The sequence below is a fragment of the Kribbella sp. NPDC031520 genome (genome assembly GCF_055580825.1).
In genome coordinates this window covers 329697-349407 of record NZ_JBVIKS010000005.1, presented here as the reverse complement: position 1 = coordinate 349407, position 19711 = coordinate 329697, and the positions used below count along the sequence as shown (strand labels likewise).

The following is a 19711-nucleotide window of genomic DNA, read 5'->3' as shown; positions in this document are numbered from 1 at the left end:
AATCCGGGCCGCGGTGAGCCGATGCTCAAGGGCAGGTCAAATCCCCCCGCCGCCCCACGCAGCCCGAGGAGCGTGTCCCCGATGAAGGCAAACCTGCGGCCCAGCCGCCACCCCGTCGACCAGGTGCTGCCGCCTGGCAAGCTCGCGGTGTACGGCACCCAGCACGTGCTGGCGTTCTACGCCGGAGCGGTGATCGTACCGATCCTGCTCGCCAGCGCGATCGGGCTGAACACCCAGCAGCTGATCCACCTGATCAACGCGGACCTCTTCACCTGCGGGATCGCCTCGATCATCCAGTCCGTCGGGTTCTGGAAGGTCGGCGTCCGGCTGCCGCTGCTGCAGGGCGTCACGTTCACGGCGGTCTCGCCGATGATCGCGATCGGCCTCGCGGCCGGTGGCGGCACCAACGGTCTGCTGGTGATCTACGGCTCCGTACTGGTCGCCGGGCTGGCCACCTTCTTCGTCGCGCCGTACTTCAGCAAGCTGATCCGGTTCTTCCCGCCGGTCGTGACCGGTTCGGTGATCACGATCATCGGTCTCGCGCTACTACCGGTCGCGGCCGGGGACGCGGTCGGCGGGGCGGGACCGACGGCGGCACCGACGAGCGGTAAGAACATGGCGTACGCGCTCGGCACGCTGGCGCTGATCGTGCTGATCCAGCGGGTGTCCAAGGGGTTCATGGCAACCATCGCCGTACTGGTCGGCCTGGTGGTCGGGACGCTGGTGGCCTGGGCGTTCGGCGACGCGCACTTCGGTGCGGTGCACGACGCGGCCTGGGTCGGCGTGACGCAGCCGTTCTACTTCGGCTGGCCGAAGTTCTCCGTCGCGGCGATCATCTCGATGATCGTGGTCATGCTGATCACCGCGGTCGAGACCACCGGTGACGTCTTCGCGACCGGCGAGATCGTCGAGAAGCGGATCGGCCGCGACGACATCGCCCGGGCGCTGCGGGCCGACGGCCTGGCGACCACGATCGGCGGCGTCTTCAACTCGTTCCCGTACACCTGTTTCGCGGAGAACGTCGGCTTGGTCCGGCTGACCCGGATCCGCAGCCGCTGGGTGGTCGCGACCGCCGGGGCGATCATGATCCTGATCGGGCTGGTTCCGAAGGCCGGTGCGATCGTGTCCGGCGTACCGCATCCGGTGCTCGGCGGCGCGGCGTTGGCGATGTTCGCGACGGTTGCCGTGGTCGGGTTCCAGACGCTGGCCAAGGTCGACTTCCACGACCACCGGAACGTGGTGATCGTCGCGACCAGCGTCGGGCTGGCGATGTACGTGACCGCGCAGCCGCAGGTCGCGCAGGCGGTACCGCACTGGGCCGAGATCATCTTCGGCAGCGGCATCACGCTCGGCAGCCTGACCGCGATCTTCCTGAACATCCTGTTCCACCACGTCGGCAAGAACTTCGGCCCGGCGGTCGCGGGGCAGCCCGGCGACTCGGTCCGGCTCGACCAGGTGAACCAGATGACGCGTGAGGAGTTCGTCGAGACGTTCGGTGGGTTGTTCCAGGGTCCGCGGTGGGCGGTCGAGCGGGCCTGGGAGATGCGGCCGTACGCCGACACGCACGCGCTGCGGCGTTCCTTCCAGGAGGCGTTGTTCTCCGGGTCGAAGGACGAGCAGATCGAGCTGATCCAGGCGTACCCGCAGCTCGGGTCGCAGTTCGTCGCGGACGGGTTGAGCGGCGAGGCGTCGCTGCGGGACCAGTCCGACAAGGGCCTGACGTTCCTGGGTGATCCGGAGCGGGACGAACTGACCGCGATCACCTCGGCGTACGAGGAGCGGTTCGGGTTCCCGCTGGTGATCTCGGTACGGGACGCCGAGTCGTACGAACGGATCGTCGAGCAGGGGCGCGAGCGGCTGGGGAACTGCGAGAACCAGGAGCACGCGGCCGCGTTGCTCGAGATCGCGAAGATCGCCGGCTACCGCTTCGACGACTACGTCTCCGACGCCAACCCGATCCACTCCGCACGTACTCGATGGAGCAGCAACCGATGACCACCCAAGCCCTCCGGGCTCCTGCACTGACCGTGAACGGCGACGTCACCCCGATCGGTGACGTCTCCGTCCACACCACCGTCCTCGACTGGCTCCGCGACCGCGGCCTGACCGGCGCCAAGGAGGGGTGCGCCGAAGGTGAGTGCGGCGCCTGCTCGATCCTGGTCGCCCGCCCCGGCACCTCGTCGTCGACCGAGTGGACCGCCGTCAACGCGTGCCTCCTCCCGGTCGCATCGCTCGACGGTCAGGAAGTCATCACCTCGGAGGGTCTTGGCGCACCGGACGCATTGCACCCGGTGCAGCAGGAGATGGCTGTGCGTGGCGGCTCCCAGTGCGGCTTCTGCACGCCGGGCTTCATCTGCAGCATGGCTGCGGAGTACTACCGCCCCGACCGCTCGTGTGGTTCGTCGGCTGATCATGAGCACGGGCCGAACGGGTTCGACCTTCACTCGCTGAGCGGGAACTTGTGCCGGTGTACGGGGTACCGGCCGATCCGGGACGCTGCTTACGCGCTGGACGAGCCGGCCGAGGACGACGCGCTCGCCGTACGCCGGGACTCGCCGCCGCCTGCTCCGGCGGCGACCGGCATGGTCTCCGCCGAAGGCGAGTTCCTCCGCCCACCCACCCTGCAAGCTGCTTTGGCAGTCCTCGGTGAGCGGGACGATGCGGTGGTAGTTGCCGGCTCGACCGACCTAGGTGTGCAGGTGAACATCTTCGGGTCGCGGCCTCCGCTGACGATCGCGATCGATCGGCTGGAGGAGTTGCGGGAGTTCAGCTTCGGGCCGGATGAGGTACGGCTGGGCGCTGCGCTGACGCTCACCGAGATCGAGCGGCGACTGGCGGGACGGGTACCGTTGCTGGCCCAGATGTTCCCGCAGTTCGCGTCGCGGTTGATCCGGAACGGGGCGACGATCGGCGGGAACCTGGGGACCGGATCACCGATCGGAGACACACCGCCAGCACTCCTGGCGCTGGATGCGCGGCTGGTGCTGGCATCGCAGCGGGGTGAGCGGGTGGTGCCGTTGGCGGAGTACTTCACCGGATACCGGCAGACCGTGAAGGCGCCGGACGAGCTGATCAAGACGATCGTGGTTCCGTTGCCTCTGGCACCGATGACCGCGTTCCACAAGATCGCCAAGCGGCGGTTCGACGACATCTCCAGCGTCGCGATCGGGTACGCCCTGACTGTTGCCGATGGCACCGTTCAGGACGCGAAGATCGGCCTCGGCGGAGTCGCCGCGACGCCGTTGCGCGCGACGGCGACCGAGGCAGCGCTGATCGGTCAACCGTGGAACGAGACGACCGTACGGACCGCGGCCGCGGTGATGGCGGGCGAAGGTACGCCGATGGACGATCACCGGGCGAGTTCGTCGTACCGCTCCGCGATGCTCGGCCAGTCGTTGTTGCGCTTCTACTTCAAGGGGGTCGAAGCATGAGCCACCTGTCGGAGCGGCCGTTGCAGTCCGTGGTCGGCGTACCGATGCCGCACGAGAGCGCGGCGCTGCACGTGACCGGAACTGCCTTGTACACGGACGATCTGGTGATGCGTACCCGCGACGTACTGCATGCGTGGCCGGTGCAGTCGCCGCACGCGCACGCGCGGATCACCGCGCTCCGGGTGAAGCCGGCGTACGACGTACCTGGCGTGGTCCGGGTGCTGACCGCGGACGACGTACCGGGAGTGAACGACGCGGGCGTGAAGCATGACGAGCCGTTGTTCCCGGGTGAGGTGATGTTCAACGGGCACGCGGTGTGCTGGGTGCTCGGCGAGACGTTGGAGGCGGCGCGCCTCGGGGCGTGTGCCGTTGAGGTCGAGTACGAGCCGCTGCCGGCGCTGATCGAGGTCCGCGACGCGATCGACGCCGGGAGCTTCCAGGGCATCGGGCGGCACCTGGAGCGCGGTGACGTGACCGAGGCGTTGGCCGGGGCGGCGCACGTGTTCAGCGGGGAGTTCGAGTTCGCCGGGCAGGAACACTTCTACCTGGAGACGCACTCGGCGTTGGCGCTGGTGGACGAGTACGGGCAGATCTTCGTGCAGTCGAGTACGCAGCACCCGTCCGAGACGCAGGAGATCGTCGCGCACGTACTCGGGCTGGCCAGCCACTCGGTGACGGTGCAGTGCCTGCGGATGGGTGGCGGGTTCGGCGGCAAGGAGATGCAGCCGCACGGGTTCGCCGCGATCGCCGCGCTGGGCGCGACGCTGACCGGACGGCCAGTACGGCTGCGGCTGAACCGGACGCAGGACATGACCATGTCGGGCAAGCGGCACGGGTTCCACTCGTCCTGGACCGTCGGGTTCGGGGCCGATGGCAAGCTTGTTGCACTGGACGCGACCTTGACCGCGGACGGCGGCTGGAGCCTCGACCTGTCGGAGCCCGTGCTGGCGCGGGCGATGTGCCATATCGACAACGCGTACGAGATCCCGCACGTCCGCGTCGACGGGCGGATCGCGAAGACCAACAAGACGTCGCAGACCGCATTCCGCGGGTTCGGCGGGCCGCAGGGGATGCTGGTGATCGAGGACATCCTCGGGCGCTGCGCTCCGCTGCTCGGGTACGAAGCGGCCGAACTGCGGCGGCGGAATTTCTACCAGCCGGGCGACTCCACGCCGTACGGGCAACCGGTACGGCACGCGGATCGGCTCGAGTCGTGCTGGTCGCAGGTGTTGTCCAACGGCGAGGTGGCGGCGCGGCAGGCTGCGATTGCGGAGTTCAATGCTTCGCATTCGTGGGCGAAGCGCGGGTTGGCGCTGACGCCGGTGAAGTTCGGGATCTCGTTCAACCTGACGGCGTTCAACCAGGCCGGTGCGCTGGTGCACGTGTACAAGGACGGGTCCGTACTGATCAACCACGGCGGCACCGAGATGGGGCAGGGCCTGCACACGAAGATGCTGCAGGTCGCCGCGACCACCTTGGGTTTGCCTTTGTCGCGCGTGAGGCTGGCGCCGACGCGGACGGACAAGGTACCGAACACGTCTGCTACCGCGGCATCCTCGGGCGCCGACCTGAACGGGGCGGCCATCAAGAACGCGTGCGAGCAGATCCGGGAGCGGCTGGCGCAGGTCGCCGGCGGAAAGCTCGGGATCAGCCCGTCGGACGTTCGGTTCGTGGACGGCGTCGTCCGTGGTCTGTCCGGGGACGGCGTGGACTGGAACGAGCTCGTCAATCTCGCGTACCACCAGCGGGTGCAACTGTGGGCGGCCGGGTTCTACCGGACCGAGGGGCTGCACTGGGACGCGAACGCGATGCGCGGCGAGCCGTTCAAGTACTTCGCGTACGGCGTCGCGGCGTCGGAGGTCGAGGTCGACGGGTTCACCGGGGCGTACACGCTGCGCCGGGTCGACATCGTGCACGACGTCGGCGACAGCCTCAGCCCGCTGATCGACATCGGCCAGATCGAGGGCGGCTTCGTCCAGGGCGCCGGTTGGCTGACGCTGGAAGACCTCCGCTGGGACTCGAACACCGGACGGCTGTCCACCCAGGCGGCCAGCACGTACAAGCTCCCGAGCTTCTCCGAGATGCCGGAAGTCTTCAACGTGACGCTGCTGGAGAAGGCGCATGAGGATGGCGCCGTCTACGGCTCGAAGGCCGTCGGCGAACCCCCGCTGATGCTCGCCTTCTCCGTCCGCGAAGCCCTACGTCAAGCGGCCGCCGCCTTCGGTCCACCCGGAACGAGCGTCGACCTTCCCTCCCCCGCCACTCCCGAGGCCGTCTACTGGGCCGTTGAGCGGGCGCGAGGAGGTGCCTCATGGAGTGGGTGAAGGCTGTTCAGCGTCTGCGCGCTCGCCGTGAAGCCGGAGTGTTGGTGACGGTGCTGTCTGTGCGCGGGCATGCGCCCCGGGAGGCCGGGGCGAAGATGGTTGTTGCTGTGGACAACGTCTGGGGGACGGTTGGCGGCGGCAACCTCGAGGCGCTTGGCGTTGAACGTTCGCGGGAGATGATTGCCCAGGGCATCGGCAGGCCTGAGGTGCTGACCGCGGCGTTGTCCGACAAAGCGCCGTACCAGCACGGGGTTCAGTGTTGTGGTGGGGAGGTGCAGCTGTTGCTGGAGCCGTTGCCTGTGGTGCCTTCAGTGGCGATCTTCGGGATCGGACATGTGGGGCTCGAGCTGGCGCGGATCCTCGCGCGGCACGACATCGAGCTGCACCTGGTCGACTCCCGCGCTGACCAGTTGACGGCAGGGCGCCTCGCCGTAGTGGACGACGCGGTCGCGCAGGTGCACGTCCACAACGTCCCGGTTCTGCCCGAGCTGGTGGTCGGTGAGCTTCCGGCAGGCACACACGTCGTGATCATGACCCACGACCACGCGGAGGACGCCGCGCTCTGCGACGCCGCGATCCGCAACGACCAGCTAGCGACGATCGGGCTGATCGGGTCGAGCGCGAAGTGGACGAGGTTCCAGCGCAAGCTCGCCGAGGACGGCAACCCACCCGAGGCGATCGCCCGCATCACCACCCCGATCGGTCTCCCCGACCTCCCCGGCAAGGAACCTGCCGTGATCGCGGTGAGCGTCGCCGCCTGGCTCCTGCAGCGCTTCACCGAGCAGTCAACCGCCCCGAAAACCGCCGCGCGGCTCCCCGTGCCGGCTCGACCTGCCGAGCGTCGCCCTGCCTCGGCTCAGCGTAAGGCACAAGCATGACTCTCTATCGTGGCACGTTCATCGACACCCCGGAGAACCCGTTCCAGGGCGCCGGGCTGCGGGTCGACAGCGACGCCGGCCTCCTCGTCGAGGACGGGCTGATCGTTGCCCGCGGCCCGTACGCGGAACTCCGCCAGGCACACCCGGCCGAGCAGGTCGTGGATCTCCGCGACGGCGTCGTACTGCCCGGGTTCGTCGACACCCACGTGCACTTCCCGCAGATCCGCGCGGTCGGCGGTCTCGGCCTGCCGCTGCTCGAATGGCTCGACCGGTACGCCCTCCCGGAGGAGGCGCGGATGGCGGATGTCGAGTACGCGACCGGCGTCGCGGAGGAGTTCGTCCGCGGACTCGCCGCAGCCGGTACGACGTCCGCGCTCGTCTTCGGCGCGCACTACGCCGACGCGGTCGACGCGCTGTTCACGGCGGCGTCGCGGGTCGGCCTGCGGATTACGTCCGGCCTGGTGCTGAGTGACCGCCTCCTCCGCCCGGAACTGCTGACCACCCCGGTCCGCGCGTACGCCGAATCGCTCGCCCTCGCGAACCGCTGGCACGGCGTCGGCCGCAACCGGTACGCGGTGACGCCGCGCTTCTCGCTGTCCTGCACCGACGACCTGCTCGCCACCTGCCGCGAGCTGATGGACGCGATCCCCGGCGCGCTGTTCACCTCCCACGTGAACGAGAACGAGGCCGAGATCGCGACCGTCGCCGACCTGTTCGGGGGCAGCGACTACGTGACGACGTACGACCGCCACGGCCTGGTGGACCGCCGTACCGTCCTCGCCCACAACGTCCACCCAACGGACGTCGAACTCAAACTGCTCGCCACGAGCGGAGCCACCGTCGCCCACTGCCCGACGAGCAACGCGGCCTTGGGCAGCGGCCTGTTCCCGCTGACGCGCCACCTGCAGCACGGCGTACGTGTGGCCCTGGGCTCCGACGTCGGCGCCGGCACCGGCTTCTCCCTCCTGAAGGAAGGCCTGCAGGCGTACTTCTGCCAGCAACTCCTAGGCGACCAGGGCCGCCCGCTGACCGCGGCGCACCTCCTGTACCTGGCCACCACCGCCGGCGCCGAAGCCCTGAACCTCCCCCAGGTAGGGCACCTGTCCGTAGGCCAGTACTTCGACGCCCAACTCCTCCGCCCCGCCGAAGGCTCCCCCCTGGCGGTAGCCATCACCCACGCCGAAGACACCGAAGAAGCCCTGGCCCGAATCTTCACCCTCGGCACCCCCGCCGACATCCAAGCCGTCTGGCTCAACGGCGCCCTCCTGCACTGACAACACCCCTCGGGGACTGGCGACAGGTCATTGCTTATCGCCGGTCCCCTTCGTCAATGCCGAGAGCGCGCGCCGGATCCGCACGGCGGCTTCGCGGGGGTTGTCCAGGTCGGACCAGCTGATGCGGATCACGCCGTACCCGCGTTCGCGAAGCCGGTCTTCGCGCCATTTCTCCGCCAGAACGACGTCCGCGCCGTCGGCGTACTTCATCGCGCCGTCGAACTCGACCACGAGCCGCCTGGCCAGCAGGAAGTCCACGCGGCCGATCAACCGGGTGGCGTAGTCCCAGATCTCAACCTGGAGCTCGGGTATGGGCAGGCCCTGGCTGGCCATCAGTACGCGGAGACGTGACTCGCCGACGGACCCGCTCAGTCCGTCGGCGAACTGTGTCGCAGCCCTCGCGGCCGGAATCCCACGCCAGTGCCGATGACGCCGTACGACGTCGGCGAGCCGGTCGCGCGTGGTTAGCCGCAACCGCAGCGCGGCGTCGGCCAGAACGACACCCGCCTCGTACGACGTCGTACAGGCGGTCTCGACCACCGCGCGCTCGCACGTGGTGGCATGCAGACCGTCCAGCTCTACGATCTCGTCGTTGTCGATCGCGGCACGATGCACCTGCAGCCCACGCCCGACGCGCGACAGCCCGGTCCCCAGCCGCGTGAAATGGACCTTCGCCAGATCCGTGCCCCAGATGGGCAGTTGGTGGAGGATCGCCGCCGACTGATGACTCACTACGACGCCACCGAGTCGCTCGCGCGCCATCCGCACGCGCAACCGATGCAGCCGGATCGCGCGGTCCCACGGCGGTTCGTCGGCCGGCCAGCCTCGCGGGTCGACGTACGAGTTGAAACTCATCCTGACCCACTGCCCGGTCCGCACGCGCTGCCGCAACTCGCTGTCGCTGTACCCAGCGGCCAGCGCGTCCGGGCGGGTGAACCACCCACCCCGCCCGGCCGCAATCACTTCCAATCTCCTGTTCACACCAAGAAGATGCAGTCGTTCCGCACCCTTCGAGCACGCAATCATCGAACTGTGGATAACCCCCGGGGACTCGCAATAGGACATTGCCTATCGCCAGTCCCCAGGATCAATGCCGGGTCAGCGGACCAGCGCGGCTTGGGTGCGGGTGGTGGCTGCGGCTAGGGCGTGTTCGTCGGCGGTTTGGAGTACGGCTTGTTCGACGACGGGGTGGCCGTTCGCTAGGAGTAGGGCCAGGGGTGGGGGTGTGGAGAGGGCTAGGGCTGCTATCGGGTCGGGGATGCCGGCGTGGGGGAGGCCGGTGAGGTTCCAGACGGCGAGGTCGGCCAGCTTTCCGGGTTCCAGGGAGCCGAGGTCGTCGGAGCGGCCGAGGATGCGGGCGCCGTCGAGGGTTGCCATTTCGAGGGCGGCGCGGACGGTCAACGCTTGCGGGCCGCCGCGGGCTCGGGCGAAGAGGAGGGCGTGGCGGAGTTCCTCGACGAGGCTGCCGGATTCGTTGCTGGCGGCACCGTCCACGCCTAGGCCCACTGGGGATCCGGCGGCGCGGAGGTCGGCGGTGCGGGCGATGCCGGCGCCGAGGCGGGCGTTCGAGCTGGGGCAGTGGGCGACGCCGGTACCCGTACCGCCGAGGTGCTTGATCTCCGCGTCGTCGAAGTGGATGCCGTGGGCGAACCACACGTCCGGGCCCGTCCAGCCGAGGCCGTCGGCGTACTCGAGCGGCGTGCACCCGTACGTCTCCCGGCACCACGACGTCTCGTCCGTCGTCTCCGCGAGGTGCGTGTGCATTCGTACACCGCGACGCCGGGCCAGCTCGGCCGACTCGCGCATCAGTTCGCCGCTCACGCTGAACGGGGAGCACGGCGCGACGACGATCTGCAGCATCGAGTCAGGTGATGGGTCGTGCCAACGGTCGATCGCGGCCTCGGTCGCGGTGAGGATCTCGTCGCGGTCCTCGACCACCGAGTCCGGCGGCAGCCCGCCGTCCTTCTGACCGCGGTCCATCGACCCGCGAGCAGGGTGGAAGCGCAGCCCGATCTCAGATGCCGCCGCAATTTCCGCCGCCAGCAGGTCACCACCACGACGCGGGAAGACGTAGTGGTGATCAGCGACCGTAGTGCATCCGGTGAGCGCGAGTTGGGCGAGCGCCGCCCGCGCCGCAACGTACACGGTTTCCTCGGTGATGCCCGCCCAGACCGGGTACAGCGTCGTCAGCCACTCGAAGAGCGTCGCGTCCGCGGCCAGCCCGCGCGTCACCCACTGGTACAGGTGCTGATGCGTGTTCACGAACCCGGGCGTGACGAGACACCCCCGCCCGTCCACCACGCGCGCACCCTCGTACGCCGGCGCCGGCCCCGGCCCGACCGCAATCAGGCGATTGCCTTCGGCAACCACATGGCCGGTGAACTCGCGCCGGGCCGGATCGAGGGTCGCCACATAGGCGCCCTCGATCACGATCCGTTCCATCAGCAGAAGCCGGCGATGTTGACCCAGGCACTGCCCGAGTCGCTGGCGTCGTCGCGCGTCACCGTGGCCTCGATCAGACCGTACGGACGGTCCGCGGCGATGAACACCTCACCGGGGTTCTCGACACCGAACGGCGAGAGGTCGACCAGGAAGTGGTGCTTGTTCGGCGCCGAGAACTTGATCTCGGCAACTTCCGGGTGCTCTTCGAGTACGGCGGAGCCCATGCCGTACAGCGTCTGCTGCAACGCGAGACTGTGGATCGTCGCGAACCGCGAGAGCAACAGCGCCTTGATCCCGTCGTACGACTTGTCCCAGTCGACGTCGGAGTGGTCGTACCGCCACCGTGCGACCAGCGATGTCGCAAGGATCCGGTCGTTCGTCTCCGGCAGTGTCGTGTACTCGTCCTTCAGGAACCCGTGGAACTCCGACCCGGTCGACTTGAGGACGACGAGGTCGCTGATCCCGGAGACGACGTACGCCTTCCGGTCCGCGCCGCGCCCGTCGATGTTGACGACCGTGTTCCGTACTCCGGCACCGCTGCGGACGAACGAGTGGTTGTGCTCCTGACCGTCGACGAGGATCCGCTCCCAGGCGTACTCCTCGACCGCGATCCGGGCGCCGGACGCGGCCGGCGACGCCTCGAGGAACCGGTCGCCGAGAGTCAGCGCGTAGTCCTCGATCGCGCCGACGCCCTTCTCCTTGGCGAACGCGAACGCGGTGTTCTTCTGCGTGTCGGTCGGCAGTACGACGGACTGGTCGCCGGTCGTGTGCGCGGCCTCGAAGTCACCGCGGAGCGCGGTCGACACGTTGAGGTCGCGGATCTGGTGGCGCGGCGTGTCACGGTAGATGCGGACGACGCGGTTCTCGGCTTTGCCGTACTGGTTGGCTCCCAGGTGGATGGCCATTCCGGTCAGCTCCCTCGGTAGGTGGAAAACGCGAACGGGCTGAGCAGCAACGGGACGTGGTAGTGCCGCTCGTCGGCGACCGTGAAGGTCACGGAAACCTCGGGAAAGAAGATGTCCTGGCCGGTGGATTCCGCGTACGTCGTGACGTCGAAGCGGAGGCGGTACGTTCCCGGGCCGAGCGTCGGCGCCAGCGCGATCCGCCCGTCCGCGTCCGTCGTACCGCTTGCCAGTACGGCGTCACCGGCGGACAGCTGCACCGGAACCCCGGCGGCCGGTCGCCCCAATGCGGTGTCGAGGACGTGCGTGGACAGGGAACTCATGCCTCCACCACCTTGCTCAGGCGGAGCAGCGCGATCTTGCGCAGCTCCTCGTGGACAACCGCCGCCTCGGTCGCGTCGTCGTGCGTGAGACGGGTCCGCAGACTGCTCAGCATCTGCGCCGCCGACAGCCCGGTGGCGCAGATCAGGAACACCCGGCCGAACCGGTCCTCGTACTGACGGTTGCCCTCGGCAAGTTCCTGCCGGACGCCGGCGTCATCGCCGACGCCGGACTGCTCGGACCGGGACCAGGACGCCTCGGTACTCGCGCCCCGCGGCCGGTCGCCGATCCGCGGATGCGCCCGCAGGGCCCGATCGACCTCGTCGTCGCCGAGTTCCCGCAGCACCTGGTCGGCGACCGCGGTCAGTGCGGCGAGATCGCCGTACGGACGCTTGCCGAGCACCGCGTCGACCCACCGGGGTACGTCGCAGCAGGCCGCCAGCGCCGGCCGCAGCCGGTCGCTCGGAGTCGTGTTGAACTCCTCCAGGTCCACGATCACACCTTCTCGAATCCCGAAATCGACTTTCCGTATGACGAGAGCGTGACAGCCATCCCGCCCGTCGTCAACAGTTTGTTGAATTTCAGCGCGAGCGGTTCAGGTAGTTGTAGACGGTGAAGCGCGTGACGCCGAGCGCCTCGGCCACGATCTCCGCCGACTTCCGGTACTCGAACGCACCGCGCGACTCCAGCAACAGCACGGCCTGCTGCTTGTCGTGCCGGGACAGGTCACGCAGCGGGCCCCCGAGCTCCGCCGCGACATCGGCCAGCAGGCTTTGCACGCCGCCATCGGCGGAGCGCTCCGCCCGCGCCGGCGGCTCGGGCGTTCTCCCTGCCGCCGCGCTTGCGGCGGGCAGTCGAACAGCGACCACGGGCTCGCCCTCCCATTCCAGCGTGACGTCGTCGCCGGAGGCCTCCGCCGGGTCGACGAGCTCGGCGCTCAGCCGTTCGACGAGGGGCGTGATCGCCTGGACCAGCGGGTGTTGCTCAGGCATCGCGTCGCACCTGCAGGGTCACTTGGCTCGCGCCCCCGGCGAATGCGGCCTCGAGCACCTTCGGGAGCGCGGGCAGTAGGACGTGCTGCTCGCCGCTGACCTGCGTACCGAGCGGGCCGAACTCGCAGTCGAGCCCGGCCGCCTCCGCCGCCCGCAACGCCTCGGTGGCGTGCGCGGGCGGGGAGCCCTCCACGTCGAAGGGTTCCGTGGTGAACTCCGCTACCAGTCGCATACTGCGAGGCTAGACCGCCCGGCGGGCGAGCCTGGCAAGCTCGGTGGTGTCGAACTCGGACGTGTCGACGGCGCCGCACTCGATGCCCCGCAGTACGAAACCGGCCAGCGCGACGGCGGTCGCCGGCTCGTCGAGGTACCCGGAGTCCCCGTGGCCGAGGTACGCGCGCAGCCGGAGCGCGGCCTGGTCGAGACCTTCACGGTAGAAGAGGTACGTCGCCGCGAACCTGGTCGGCAGCTGCGCCGGGTGCATGTCCCAGCCCTGGTAGATGCCACGCGCGAGCGAACGCCGTACCAGCCGGAAATGCAGGCGCCATGCGTCGTCGATCGCCTCACCGACCGGGAGAACGTTGGTCGAACCATCGGATACGAAGACGCCGGTGCCGGCCGCGGCGAGCTGCATGACGTCCTTGGCGTGATCCGCGACCGGGTGCTCCATGCTCTGGTACGCCGCGGCGACGCCGAGCGAGGCGGAGTAGTCGTAGGTGCCGTAGTGCAGCCCGGTGACGCGCACGCCGCCGGCCTTGATCATCCGGGCGATCAGCGCCGTACCGTCCGCGCCGAGGATCGCCTGGGGCGTCTCGACCTGGATCTCGAACTTCAACTGCGGCAGTTGATGCTTCTGTTCGAGGGTTTCGAGTACGTAGACCATCGCCTCGACCTGCTCCACGGACGTCACCTTGGGGAGCGTGATGGCGAAGCCGTCGCCGATCGCGCCCAGGTGTCCGAGGAAGAGGTCGAGGGTCCGTACGCCGCGCCGCCTGGTCGGCGCTTCCAGCGACTTGATCCGGAGGCCGTAGTACGGAGTCTGCTGGGCGACCTTGGCGGCGGCGATCGCGGCCGCATCCTCCTCGTCGTCCGGGCGGTTGCCGTACCCGTCCTCGAAGTCGATCCGGAGGTCCTCGATCGGCTCGCGTTCGAGCTTGCCGCGGACCCGCTCGTACACGTCGTCCGGGAGGTCCAGGATCTTCGCGAACTCCGGGTGCTCGTCGAGCGCCGTACGCGCCTGCGCTCCCCAGTCGGCCACGGTCCGTCCGTCGAACCGGTCGGCCGGCACGTAGACGGTGTGCACGGGTTGCCGGACGCCGCGGTCACCGCGGTAGTCGGCGGTCAGGGCGGCGTCGGCGGCAGCCAGCCGACGGTCGAGCTCGGTCACCAGGTCATCCACGTGCGGCCTCCTTTTTCCGTATTGTGGAGACTAATATCTACTGTGCGGAAGACACAAGGGTTCCACGATCTGGCGCTAAACTTCCATGATCCGGAAAGGTGGACGATATGGCGGAGACGGACGGCAAGACCCGGACCGGCAGTGTGCAGTCGATCGAGCGCGCGTTCGGGCTGCTCGAGACGATGGCCGACGCCGGCGGGATGATGGGCCTGTCCCAGCTCGCCGCCGCGTCCGGGCTGCCGCTGCCGACGATCCACCGGCTGGTGCGCACGCTCGTCGACCTCGGGTACCTGCGGCAGGAGCCGTCCCGGCAGTACGTCCTTGGTCCGAAGCTGATCCGGCTCGGGGAGAGTTCGTCGCACATGCTCAGTGTGTTCGCCCGGCCGCACCTGGCGCGCCTGGTCGACGAGCTCGGCGAGTCCGCGAACATGGCGATGCTCGACGGCGACCAGATCGTCTACCTCGCGCAGGTCCCGTCCCGGCACTCGATGCGGATGTTCACCGAGGTCGGCCGCCGGGTCCTCCCGCACTGCACCGCGGTCGGCAAGGCGATCCTGGCCCAGTTCCCCGACGCCGAGGTCCGCGAGCTGCTGCACCGCACCGGGATGCCGAAGCACACCGACAACACCATCACCTCGCCCGACGCCTTCACCGCCCAACTCCACCAGGCCGCCGGCAACGGCTACGCGATGGACGAGGGCGAGCAGGAGGTCGGCGTCCGCTGCGTCGCCGTAGCCGTCCCCGACGCCCCCTCCCCGCTGGCCATCTCCATCTCCGGCCCCGCCGGCCGCATGACCGAGCCGCTGGTCGAGCAAGCCGTCCCACTCCTGACCCAGGCCGCCAAGGCCCTCTCCGAGGACCTGCACTAGGGCACCTCCGTTGCTCCCACGCCGGCAACTTTGAGAAGCCATCGACCATTTTCGCCGCCTCAACATGGTCGGTGGCTTCTCAAAGATGAGGCTGCGCGGATCCATGGCGCGGATTTCGCGACTCGGCGAGGGTCAGGGGGCGTACGTGCGCCAGCGTTCGGTGAGGACGTAGCCGAGGGACTGGTTCGCCTGGAGGCTCGCCTGGTTCACCGCGGCTCCACCGGTGCTGAAGCGGGTGATGCCGATGTCGAGGAACGCGAGGATCGAAGCGGCCTTCACCGCCTGGCCGACGCCGCGCCGGCGGTACGCCGCCAGCACCGAGGTGAAGGCGGTGTCGCCGTACCCGTCGTGGGTGCGGATCACCGTGGCGGCGACGAGGCGGTTGCCGTCGAAGGCGCCGAAGACGCGGTTCGCCGGCCACAGTGCCTCGACGCTCGCGACGTCGCCGATCTCGTGGTGGGTCGCCGGCGTGTCCGGGTAGTCCGGCGCGTTCGTCGTCTCCAGAGTGTGCAGGTCACGGGCGGACTCGGGCCCGAGCTCACGGACGGTCAGCCCGCCCGCGGTGGCTCGCCGTACCGCCGACTCCAGCAGGTCGCGGTCGGGGTCGTACAACCGGACCGCCCAGGACTCGGCGACCACGCGGTACCCGGCCGCTTCCAGCTCGGCGCACCGCGGGTCACCTTCCTGAACGATCTCGTAGTCCCCCACCAGGTGATTGTCAGCCCAGTTTGCGCAGCAACGGAAGGACGTCCTCGGTGAATTGGGTGAGGAACCGTTCCTGGTCGTTGCCCGGACCGTGGACGACGAAGTGGTTGAAGCCGGCCTCGACGTACGGCTGCAACTGCTTCAGCGCCTCCTCCGGGTCCGACGCGACGATCCACCGCTTCGCGACCTGCTCGATCGGCAGCTCATCGGCGAGCCGCTCCATCTCGGTCGCGCTGGTGACGCTGTGCTTCTGCTCCGCGGTCAGCGAGAGCGGCGCCCAGAAGCGGGTGTTCTCCAGCGCGAGCGCCGGGTCGCGGTCGTACGAGATCTTCACCTCGAGCATCCGGTCGACGTCCTCGAACGTCTTCCCGGCCTTCTCGGCGCCCTCCTTCACCGCCGGGATCAGCTGCTCGGTGTACAGCTCCATGCCCTTGCCCGACGTCGCGATGAACCCGTCACCGGCACGGCCCGCGTACCGCGCGACCAGCGGACCGCCGGCGGCGACGTACACCTTCAGCGGGGTCTCCGGGCGGTCGTAGATGAACGCGTCGACGGTCTTGTAGTACGGCCCCTCGGAGCTGACGCCGTCCTTCGTCCACAGGTCGCGGATCAGCTGTACGGCCTCCCGCAGCCGGGCGAATCGCTCCTTGAACTCGGGCCACTCGCGCCCGGACACGGCGATCTCGTTCAGCGCCTCGCCGGTGCCGACGCCGAGCATCACCCGCCCCGGGTACAGCACGCCCATCGTCGCGAACGCCTGCGCGATCACCGCCGGGTTGTACCGGAACGTCGGCGTCAGTACCGACGTACCCAACATCACCCGGGAGGTCCGCTCGCCGACCGCCGCCATCCAGGCCAGCGCGAACGGCGCGTGCCCGCCCTCGTGCCGCCACGGCAGGAAGTGGTCCGACACGGTCACACTGTCGAGTCCCAGCTGCTCGGCCCGAACGGAGTACTCCACCAGGTCCCGCGGCCCGAACTGCTCGGCCGACGCCTTGTACCCGACCCGAATGCTCACCCTCTGCTCCAAACGTCGTCTGCGCGTACTTCGGAAACAACCGCGTCCAGGTCCGACTTTATGCCGCGTCGCTGATTGACTCCGGCCGTGGGGCTCGGAGAGGATATGGAACCGGCGCGGCCCGCGCCTCACCTTCGTCGACCGGCCCCAGCCCGGTCACAGCGAGAAGGCAAAGGGACTTCCTGTCTCGGGCCGCTCGTCCTGGTCACCCGCCTCGGACGGATCGCTGGGGGATCGCGTACGAGTGCGTGGAAGGCCAGATGACAGCGCACAGGAACTTCAAACAACGGGTCCGTGCCCGCGCCGCGAAAACCGGCGAGTCCTACACGACTGCCCTCCGGCACTTCCGTCCGACTCCACCAGGAGAACCAGACATGCCGGAAATCGTACGAATCGCCGCGACCCAGTCGACGGTCCGTGAAGACCCCACCGACGCCACCCTGCTCCGGCAGAGCGGCGACGAGGTCCGCACTCTGATGCGGGAGGCCGCGGCGGCGGGCGCCCGCTTGGTGCATTTCACCGAGGGAGCGATCTGCTTCCCGAGCAAGAGGGTGATGTCCGAGCTCGGCCCGGACGAGATCGGCCCGTCCGACTGGACGAAGGCCGACTGGACGGCGCTGCAGTCCGAGCTCGACCAGATCGCCGCGCTCGCCCGTGAGCTCGGGATCTGGACGGTGATCCCGTCCGTGCACCAGGTCGCCGACGCCCGACCGCACAACAGCATGTACGTCGTGTCCGACCAGGGCAAGATCGTCGCCCGGTACGACGAGCGCATGCTCTCCACCACCAAGGTCACCTGGATGTACTCCGCGGGCAAGGAGCCGGTGACGTTCGAGGTCGACGGGGTCCGCTTCGGGCTCATGCTCGGGTTGGACGTCCTGTTCCCGGAGCTTTTCACGGAGTACGACCGGTCCGGAGCGGACGTGGTACTGGTGTCGTACGCCAGCACCAATGGCCGGAACGACCACATCGGGGTGCAGGTTCGCGGCGCGGCCGCGAACAACACCTCCTGGATCAGCCTCGCGGCGACCGCCGACCCGGGCACCGGCCTGGTGTCCGGAGTAGCCGGACCCCGCGGCGAGTGGCTGGCACAGTGCGCGGACGACGGCACGCCGTCGGTCGCGGTCGCTGAGCTGCACACCGACGAACTCATCACCATCGGCCGGGACTTCCGGCGGCGGACGCGGGAGCGGATCGGGTCGTAGTACTCACAGGTCCGGGTGCTGACGCGTTCTATCTGCATGAACAGGCATGCGGTGGTCAGCACCCGGATCGGTGAGCTCACGGTGGTGGTGTCGGAGACGGACCTGGTCGGGATCTACTTTCCGCACCACTGGGTGAAGCCGTCAGCGGAGACGCTGGGTGAGCGGGTCGAGTCGACCGACCCGCTCATCGCGGTCGTGGTCTCACAGCTGGAGGACTACTTCTCCGGATCGCGGGTTTCCTTCGACCTGCCGGTCCGGCTCGAGGGAGATGAGTTCCAGCGGCGGGTGTGGGCGGTGCTCGAGGAGATCCCGTACGGCGAGACCATGACGTACGGCGAGATCGCGGCCCGGCTCGGCGAACCGGCTCAGGCTGTTGGGAAGGCCGTCGGGCAGAACCCGGTGTCGATCGTGGTCCCGTGCCACCGGGTGATCGGGAAGAACGGATCGCTCACCGGGTACGCCGGCGGGCTGAAACGCAAGCAGTTCCTCCTCGACCTGGAGGAACCGGTCGGCGCGCGGTTGTTCTGAGAGGCGGACCTGCAGCACTCACTAACCTCGGTCCGCGACCGTCCCGCCGCCGCGGCTGAGCGTGCTTCGGTTCGACGCGGAGGGGTTGGTGAGTGGTGGGCGTCCGCGCGTCAGCTCAGGTCGCCGACCTGTTCGGCGTACCAGTCGAGTTCGGTGAGGTGTTCGGCGATCTGGCGGAGGGTCCAGTTCGGGCTGCGGTCCTTGTCCCACTCGGCCGGGTCGAGGGCGGCGTACCGCAGTACGAACGTCCTGCCCAGCCGGCGCAGCCGCTGCTCGGCCTCCCGTACGTCCTCCACGGTGAACGGCGCGAGGTCCGCCGCGGAGGTGGGCGCGCTCGCGTGCCACTCGTCGGGCTGCGTCGGTACGCCCGCCAGCAGCGCCTCGACCTCCGCCAGGTGATCGATCAGGTGGTCCGCGATCCGGCGCACCGCTTTGTGCGGCGTGAACGTACGGTCGTCGTCGGAGGTCCGCGGTACACCGTCCCAGGCCGGCCACGTCACGACCAGCTTCAGCGAACGCTCCACCGCTTGTTCGACCAGTTCTCCCGGGTTCTGTGTCATACCGGCGACGGTAAGGCCGTCACGCTTCGGCGGCGGCCGAACTGATCCCGAGGCGGCGCGCCAGACCTTCGGCGTCGTACGGCGCTCGCACTTTGACGTCGTTGTCGAAGTACACGTAGGTGTCGCACTTCCAGGAGCGAACCTTGCGCGCCCAGCGGTCGAGGGACTTGTCGTCGTACCCGCTGACGTAGAGCTCCTCCGCGCCGTGCAGCCGTACGTACGCGAAATCCGCGGTGACGTCGTCGAACATCGGCCACTTACCGGCGGTGTCCGCGCAGACGACGGCGATGTCGTGCTCGCGGGCGAGGTCGGTGAAGCCGGTCGCCTTGAAGCTGTCGTGGCGTACTTCGATCGCGTACCGGAGCGGCTGGTCGACGCGCGGTTCGAGCAGCGCGCGGCCCTCCATCCGTTCGTCATGCCGCTTCGCGACGCCGGCCGCGGCGACCGTTGTCCGGGGCAACTGCGCGAAGAAATCCGCCAACCGGGCCGCGTCGTACTGGAAGTTGGGCGGGAGCTGCCACAGGACCGGGCCGAGCTTGTTGCCCAGCGCAAGGACTCCGGAGGCGAAGAAGTTCGCCAGCGGGGCGTCCACATCGGCCAGGCGTTTGAGATGCGTGACGAAGCGCGGGCCCTTGACGGAGAACACGAAGCCTTCGGGCGTCTCGTCGTACCAGCGCTGGTACGACTCGGGGCGCTGCAGCGCGTAGAAGGAGCCGTTGAGTTCGATCGAGTTCAGCCGGTTGGACGCGTACTCGAGCTCGGCCCGTTGCGGGAGCCCGTCGGGGTAGTACGCCTTGCGCCACGGCGGATAGCGCCAGCCGGAAATGCCGACGCGAAACTGGGTGTCCGGCCAGCGTGTCATC

General features: G+C 68.9%; 20 protein-coding genes. 8 read left to right on the top strand and 12 right to left on the bottom strand.

All coding sequences use genetic code 11. The annotated features are described in order from the left end of the window. Window positions 1-81 precede the first annotated feature (81 nt). Genes uraD (ACZ5BU_RS26945) through guaD form a run of 5 tightly spaced genes read left to right on the top strand, consistent with a single transcriptional unit; the run spans window position 82 to window position 7907 of the window. Entirely contained in the window at window positions 82-1995 is a 1914-nt protein-coding gene (gene uraD, locus ACZ5BU_RS26945) for a 2-oxo-4-hydroxy-4-carboxy-5-ureidoimidazoline decarboxylase (RefSeq protein ID WP_465703207.1), read from the top strand. Next, on the top strand, window positions 1992-3431 hold the full coding sequence (locus tag ACZ5BU_RS26940; protein WP_465703206.1) for a xanthine dehydrogenase small subunit: 1440 nt from the start codon (window positions 1992-1994) through the stop codon (window positions 3429-3431). The genes uraD (ACZ5BU_RS26945) and ACZ5BU_RS26940 overlap by 4 nt, the downstream gene beginning before the upstream one ends. Beyond that, window positions 3428-5755, top strand: a complete 2328-nt coding sequence (xdhB, locus tag ACZ5BU_RS26935; RefSeq protein WP_465703205.1) for a xanthine dehydrogenase molybdopterin binding subunit — start codon at window positions 3428-3430, stop codon at window positions 5753-5755. Before ACZ5BU_RS26940 ends, xdhB begins: the two co-directional genes overlap by 4 nt. After that, window positions 5743-6633, top strand: a complete 891-nt coding sequence (gene xdhC, locus ACZ5BU_RS26930) for a xanthine dehydrogenase accessory protein XdhC (protein WP_465703204.1) — start codon at window positions 5743-5745, stop codon at window positions 6631-6633. The genes xdhB and xdhC overlap by 13 nt, the downstream gene beginning before the upstream one ends. Further along, the gene (gene guaD, locus ACZ5BU_RS26925) at window positions 6630-7907 is read left to right on the top strand and encodes a guanine deaminase (RefSeq protein WP_465703203.1); all 1278 of its coding nucleotides are present in this window, start codon (window positions 6630-6632) and stop codon (window positions 7905-7907) included. Before xdhC ends, guaD begins: the two co-directional genes overlap by 4 nt. Before the next feature lie 27 nt (window positions 7908-7934). Here guaD and ACZ5BU_RS26920 read toward each other — a convergent pair whose 3' ends face one another. From ACZ5BU_RS26920 to ACZ5BU_RS26885, 8 genes are all read right to left on the bottom strand, one after another. Further along, window positions 7935-8888: a type IV toxin-antitoxin system AbiEi family antitoxin domain-containing protein gene (locus tag ACZ5BU_RS26920; protein ID WP_465703202.1), complete on the bottom strand. Its 954-nt coding sequence runs from the start codon at window positions 8886-8888 to the stop codon at window positions 7935-7937. A 117-nt stretch (window positions 8889-9005) separates the two neighbouring features. Continuing rightward, window positions 9006-10349: an 8-oxoguanine deaminase gene (locus ACZ5BU_RS26915; RefSeq protein WP_465703201.1), complete on the bottom strand. Its 1344-nt coding sequence runs from the start codon at window positions 10347-10349 to the stop codon at window positions 9006-9008. Continuing rightward, window positions 10349-11254, bottom strand: coding sequence for a factor-independent urate hydroxylase (gene pucL / locus ACZ5BU_RS26910; protein WP_465703200.1), 906 nt, complete (start codon window positions 11252-11254; stop codon window positions 10349-10351). The genes ACZ5BU_RS26915 and pucL overlap by 1 nt, the downstream gene beginning before the upstream one ends. A gap of 5 nt (window positions 11255-11259) precedes the next feature. Continuing rightward, a complete protein-coding gene (gene uraH / locus ACZ5BU_RS26905; protein ID WP_465703199.1) occupies window positions 11260-11574 on the bottom strand; it encodes a hydroxyisourate hydrolase in 315 nt (104 codons plus the stop codon). Continuing rightward, window positions 11571-12065 carry a 2-oxo-4-hydroxy-4-carboxy-5-ureidoimidazoline decarboxylase gene (gene uraD / locus ACZ5BU_RS26900; protein WP_465703198.1) on the bottom strand — a complete coding sequence of 165 codons (495 nt, stop codon included), beginning with the start codon at window positions 12063-12065 and terminating at the stop codon, window positions 11571-11573. The genes uraH and uraD (ACZ5BU_RS26900) overlap by 4 nt, the downstream gene beginning before the upstream one ends. Window positions 12066-12153: 88 nt before the next feature. Continuing rightward, on the bottom strand, window positions 12154-12564 hold the full coding sequence (locus tag ACZ5BU_RS26895; RefSeq protein ID WP_465703197.1) for a helix-turn-helix domain-containing protein: 411 nt from the start codon (window positions 12562-12564) through the stop codon (window positions 12154-12156). After that, window positions 12557-12796, bottom strand: coding sequence for a thiamine-binding protein (locus ACZ5BU_RS26890; RefSeq protein WP_465703196.1), 240 nt, complete (start codon window positions 12794-12796; stop codon window positions 12557-12559). Before ACZ5BU_RS26890 ends, ACZ5BU_RS26895 begins: the two co-directional genes overlap by 8 nt. 9 nt (window positions 12797-12805) lie before the next feature. Beyond that, a complete protein-coding gene (locus ACZ5BU_RS26885; RefSeq protein ID WP_465703195.1) occupies window positions 12806-13963 on the bottom strand; it encodes a DUF6986 family protein in 1158 nt (385 codons plus the stop codon). A gap of 107 nt (window positions 13964-14070) precedes the next feature. Here ACZ5BU_RS26885 and ACZ5BU_RS26880 point away from each other — a divergent pair, with 107 nt between their 5' ends. Continuing rightward, complete coding sequence (locus ACZ5BU_RS26880; protein ID WP_465703194.1) at window positions 14071-14832, top strand: IclR family transcriptional regulator; 762 nt, start codon at window positions 14071-14073, stop codon at window positions 14830-14832. Between the two features lie 132 nt (window positions 14833-14964). Here ACZ5BU_RS26880 and ACZ5BU_RS26875 read toward each other — a convergent pair whose 3' ends face one another. Together ACZ5BU_RS26875 and fgd are read right to left on the bottom strand one after the other, a co-directional pair. Then, the gene (locus ACZ5BU_RS26875) at window positions 14965-15540 is read right to left on the bottom strand and encodes a GNAT family N-acetyltransferase (protein ID WP_465703193.1); all 576 of its coding nucleotides are present in this window, start codon (window positions 15538-15540) and stop codon (window positions 14965-14967) included. Window positions 15541-15550: 10 nt separating this feature from the next. After that, window positions 15551-16555: a glucose-6-phosphate dehydrogenase (coenzyme-F420) gene (gene fgd, locus ACZ5BU_RS26870; RefSeq protein WP_465703192.1), complete on the bottom strand. Its 1005-nt coding sequence runs from the start codon at window positions 16553-16555 to the stop codon at window positions 15551-15553. A gap of 374 nt (window positions 16556-16929) precedes the next feature. Here fgd and ACZ5BU_RS26865 point away from each other — a divergent pair, with 374 nt between their 5' ends. Both ACZ5BU_RS26865 and ACZ5BU_RS26860 read left to right on the top strand, forming a co-directional pair. Continuing rightward, window positions 16930-17760, top strand: coding sequence for a carbon-nitrogen hydrolase family protein (locus ACZ5BU_RS26865; protein WP_465703191.1), 831 nt, complete (start codon window positions 16930-16932; stop codon window positions 17758-17760). 36 nt (window positions 17761-17796) lie between these two features. After that, complete coding sequence (locus ACZ5BU_RS26860; RefSeq protein WP_465703190.1) at window positions 17797-18288, top strand: methylated-DNA--[protein]-cysteine S-methyltransferase; 492 nt, start codon at window positions 17797-17799, stop codon at window positions 18286-18288. Window positions 18289-18398: 110 nt separating this feature from the next. Here the strand turns inward: ACZ5BU_RS26860 and ACZ5BU_RS26855 are convergent, their stop codons facing one another. Together ACZ5BU_RS26855 and ACZ5BU_RS26850 are read right to left on the bottom strand one after the other, a co-directional pair. Then, on the bottom strand, window positions 18399-18848 hold the full coding sequence (locus ACZ5BU_RS26855) for a hypothetical protein (RefSeq protein WP_465703189.1): 450 nt from the start codon (window positions 18846-18848) through the stop codon (window positions 18399-18401). Window positions 18849-18867: 19 nt separating this feature from the next. After that, window positions 18868-19710, bottom strand: a complete 843-nt coding sequence (locus ACZ5BU_RS26850; RefSeq protein WP_465703188.1) for a DUF72 domain-containing protein — start codon at window positions 19708-19710, stop codon at window positions 18868-18870. Window position 19711 lies beyond the last annotated feature (1 nt).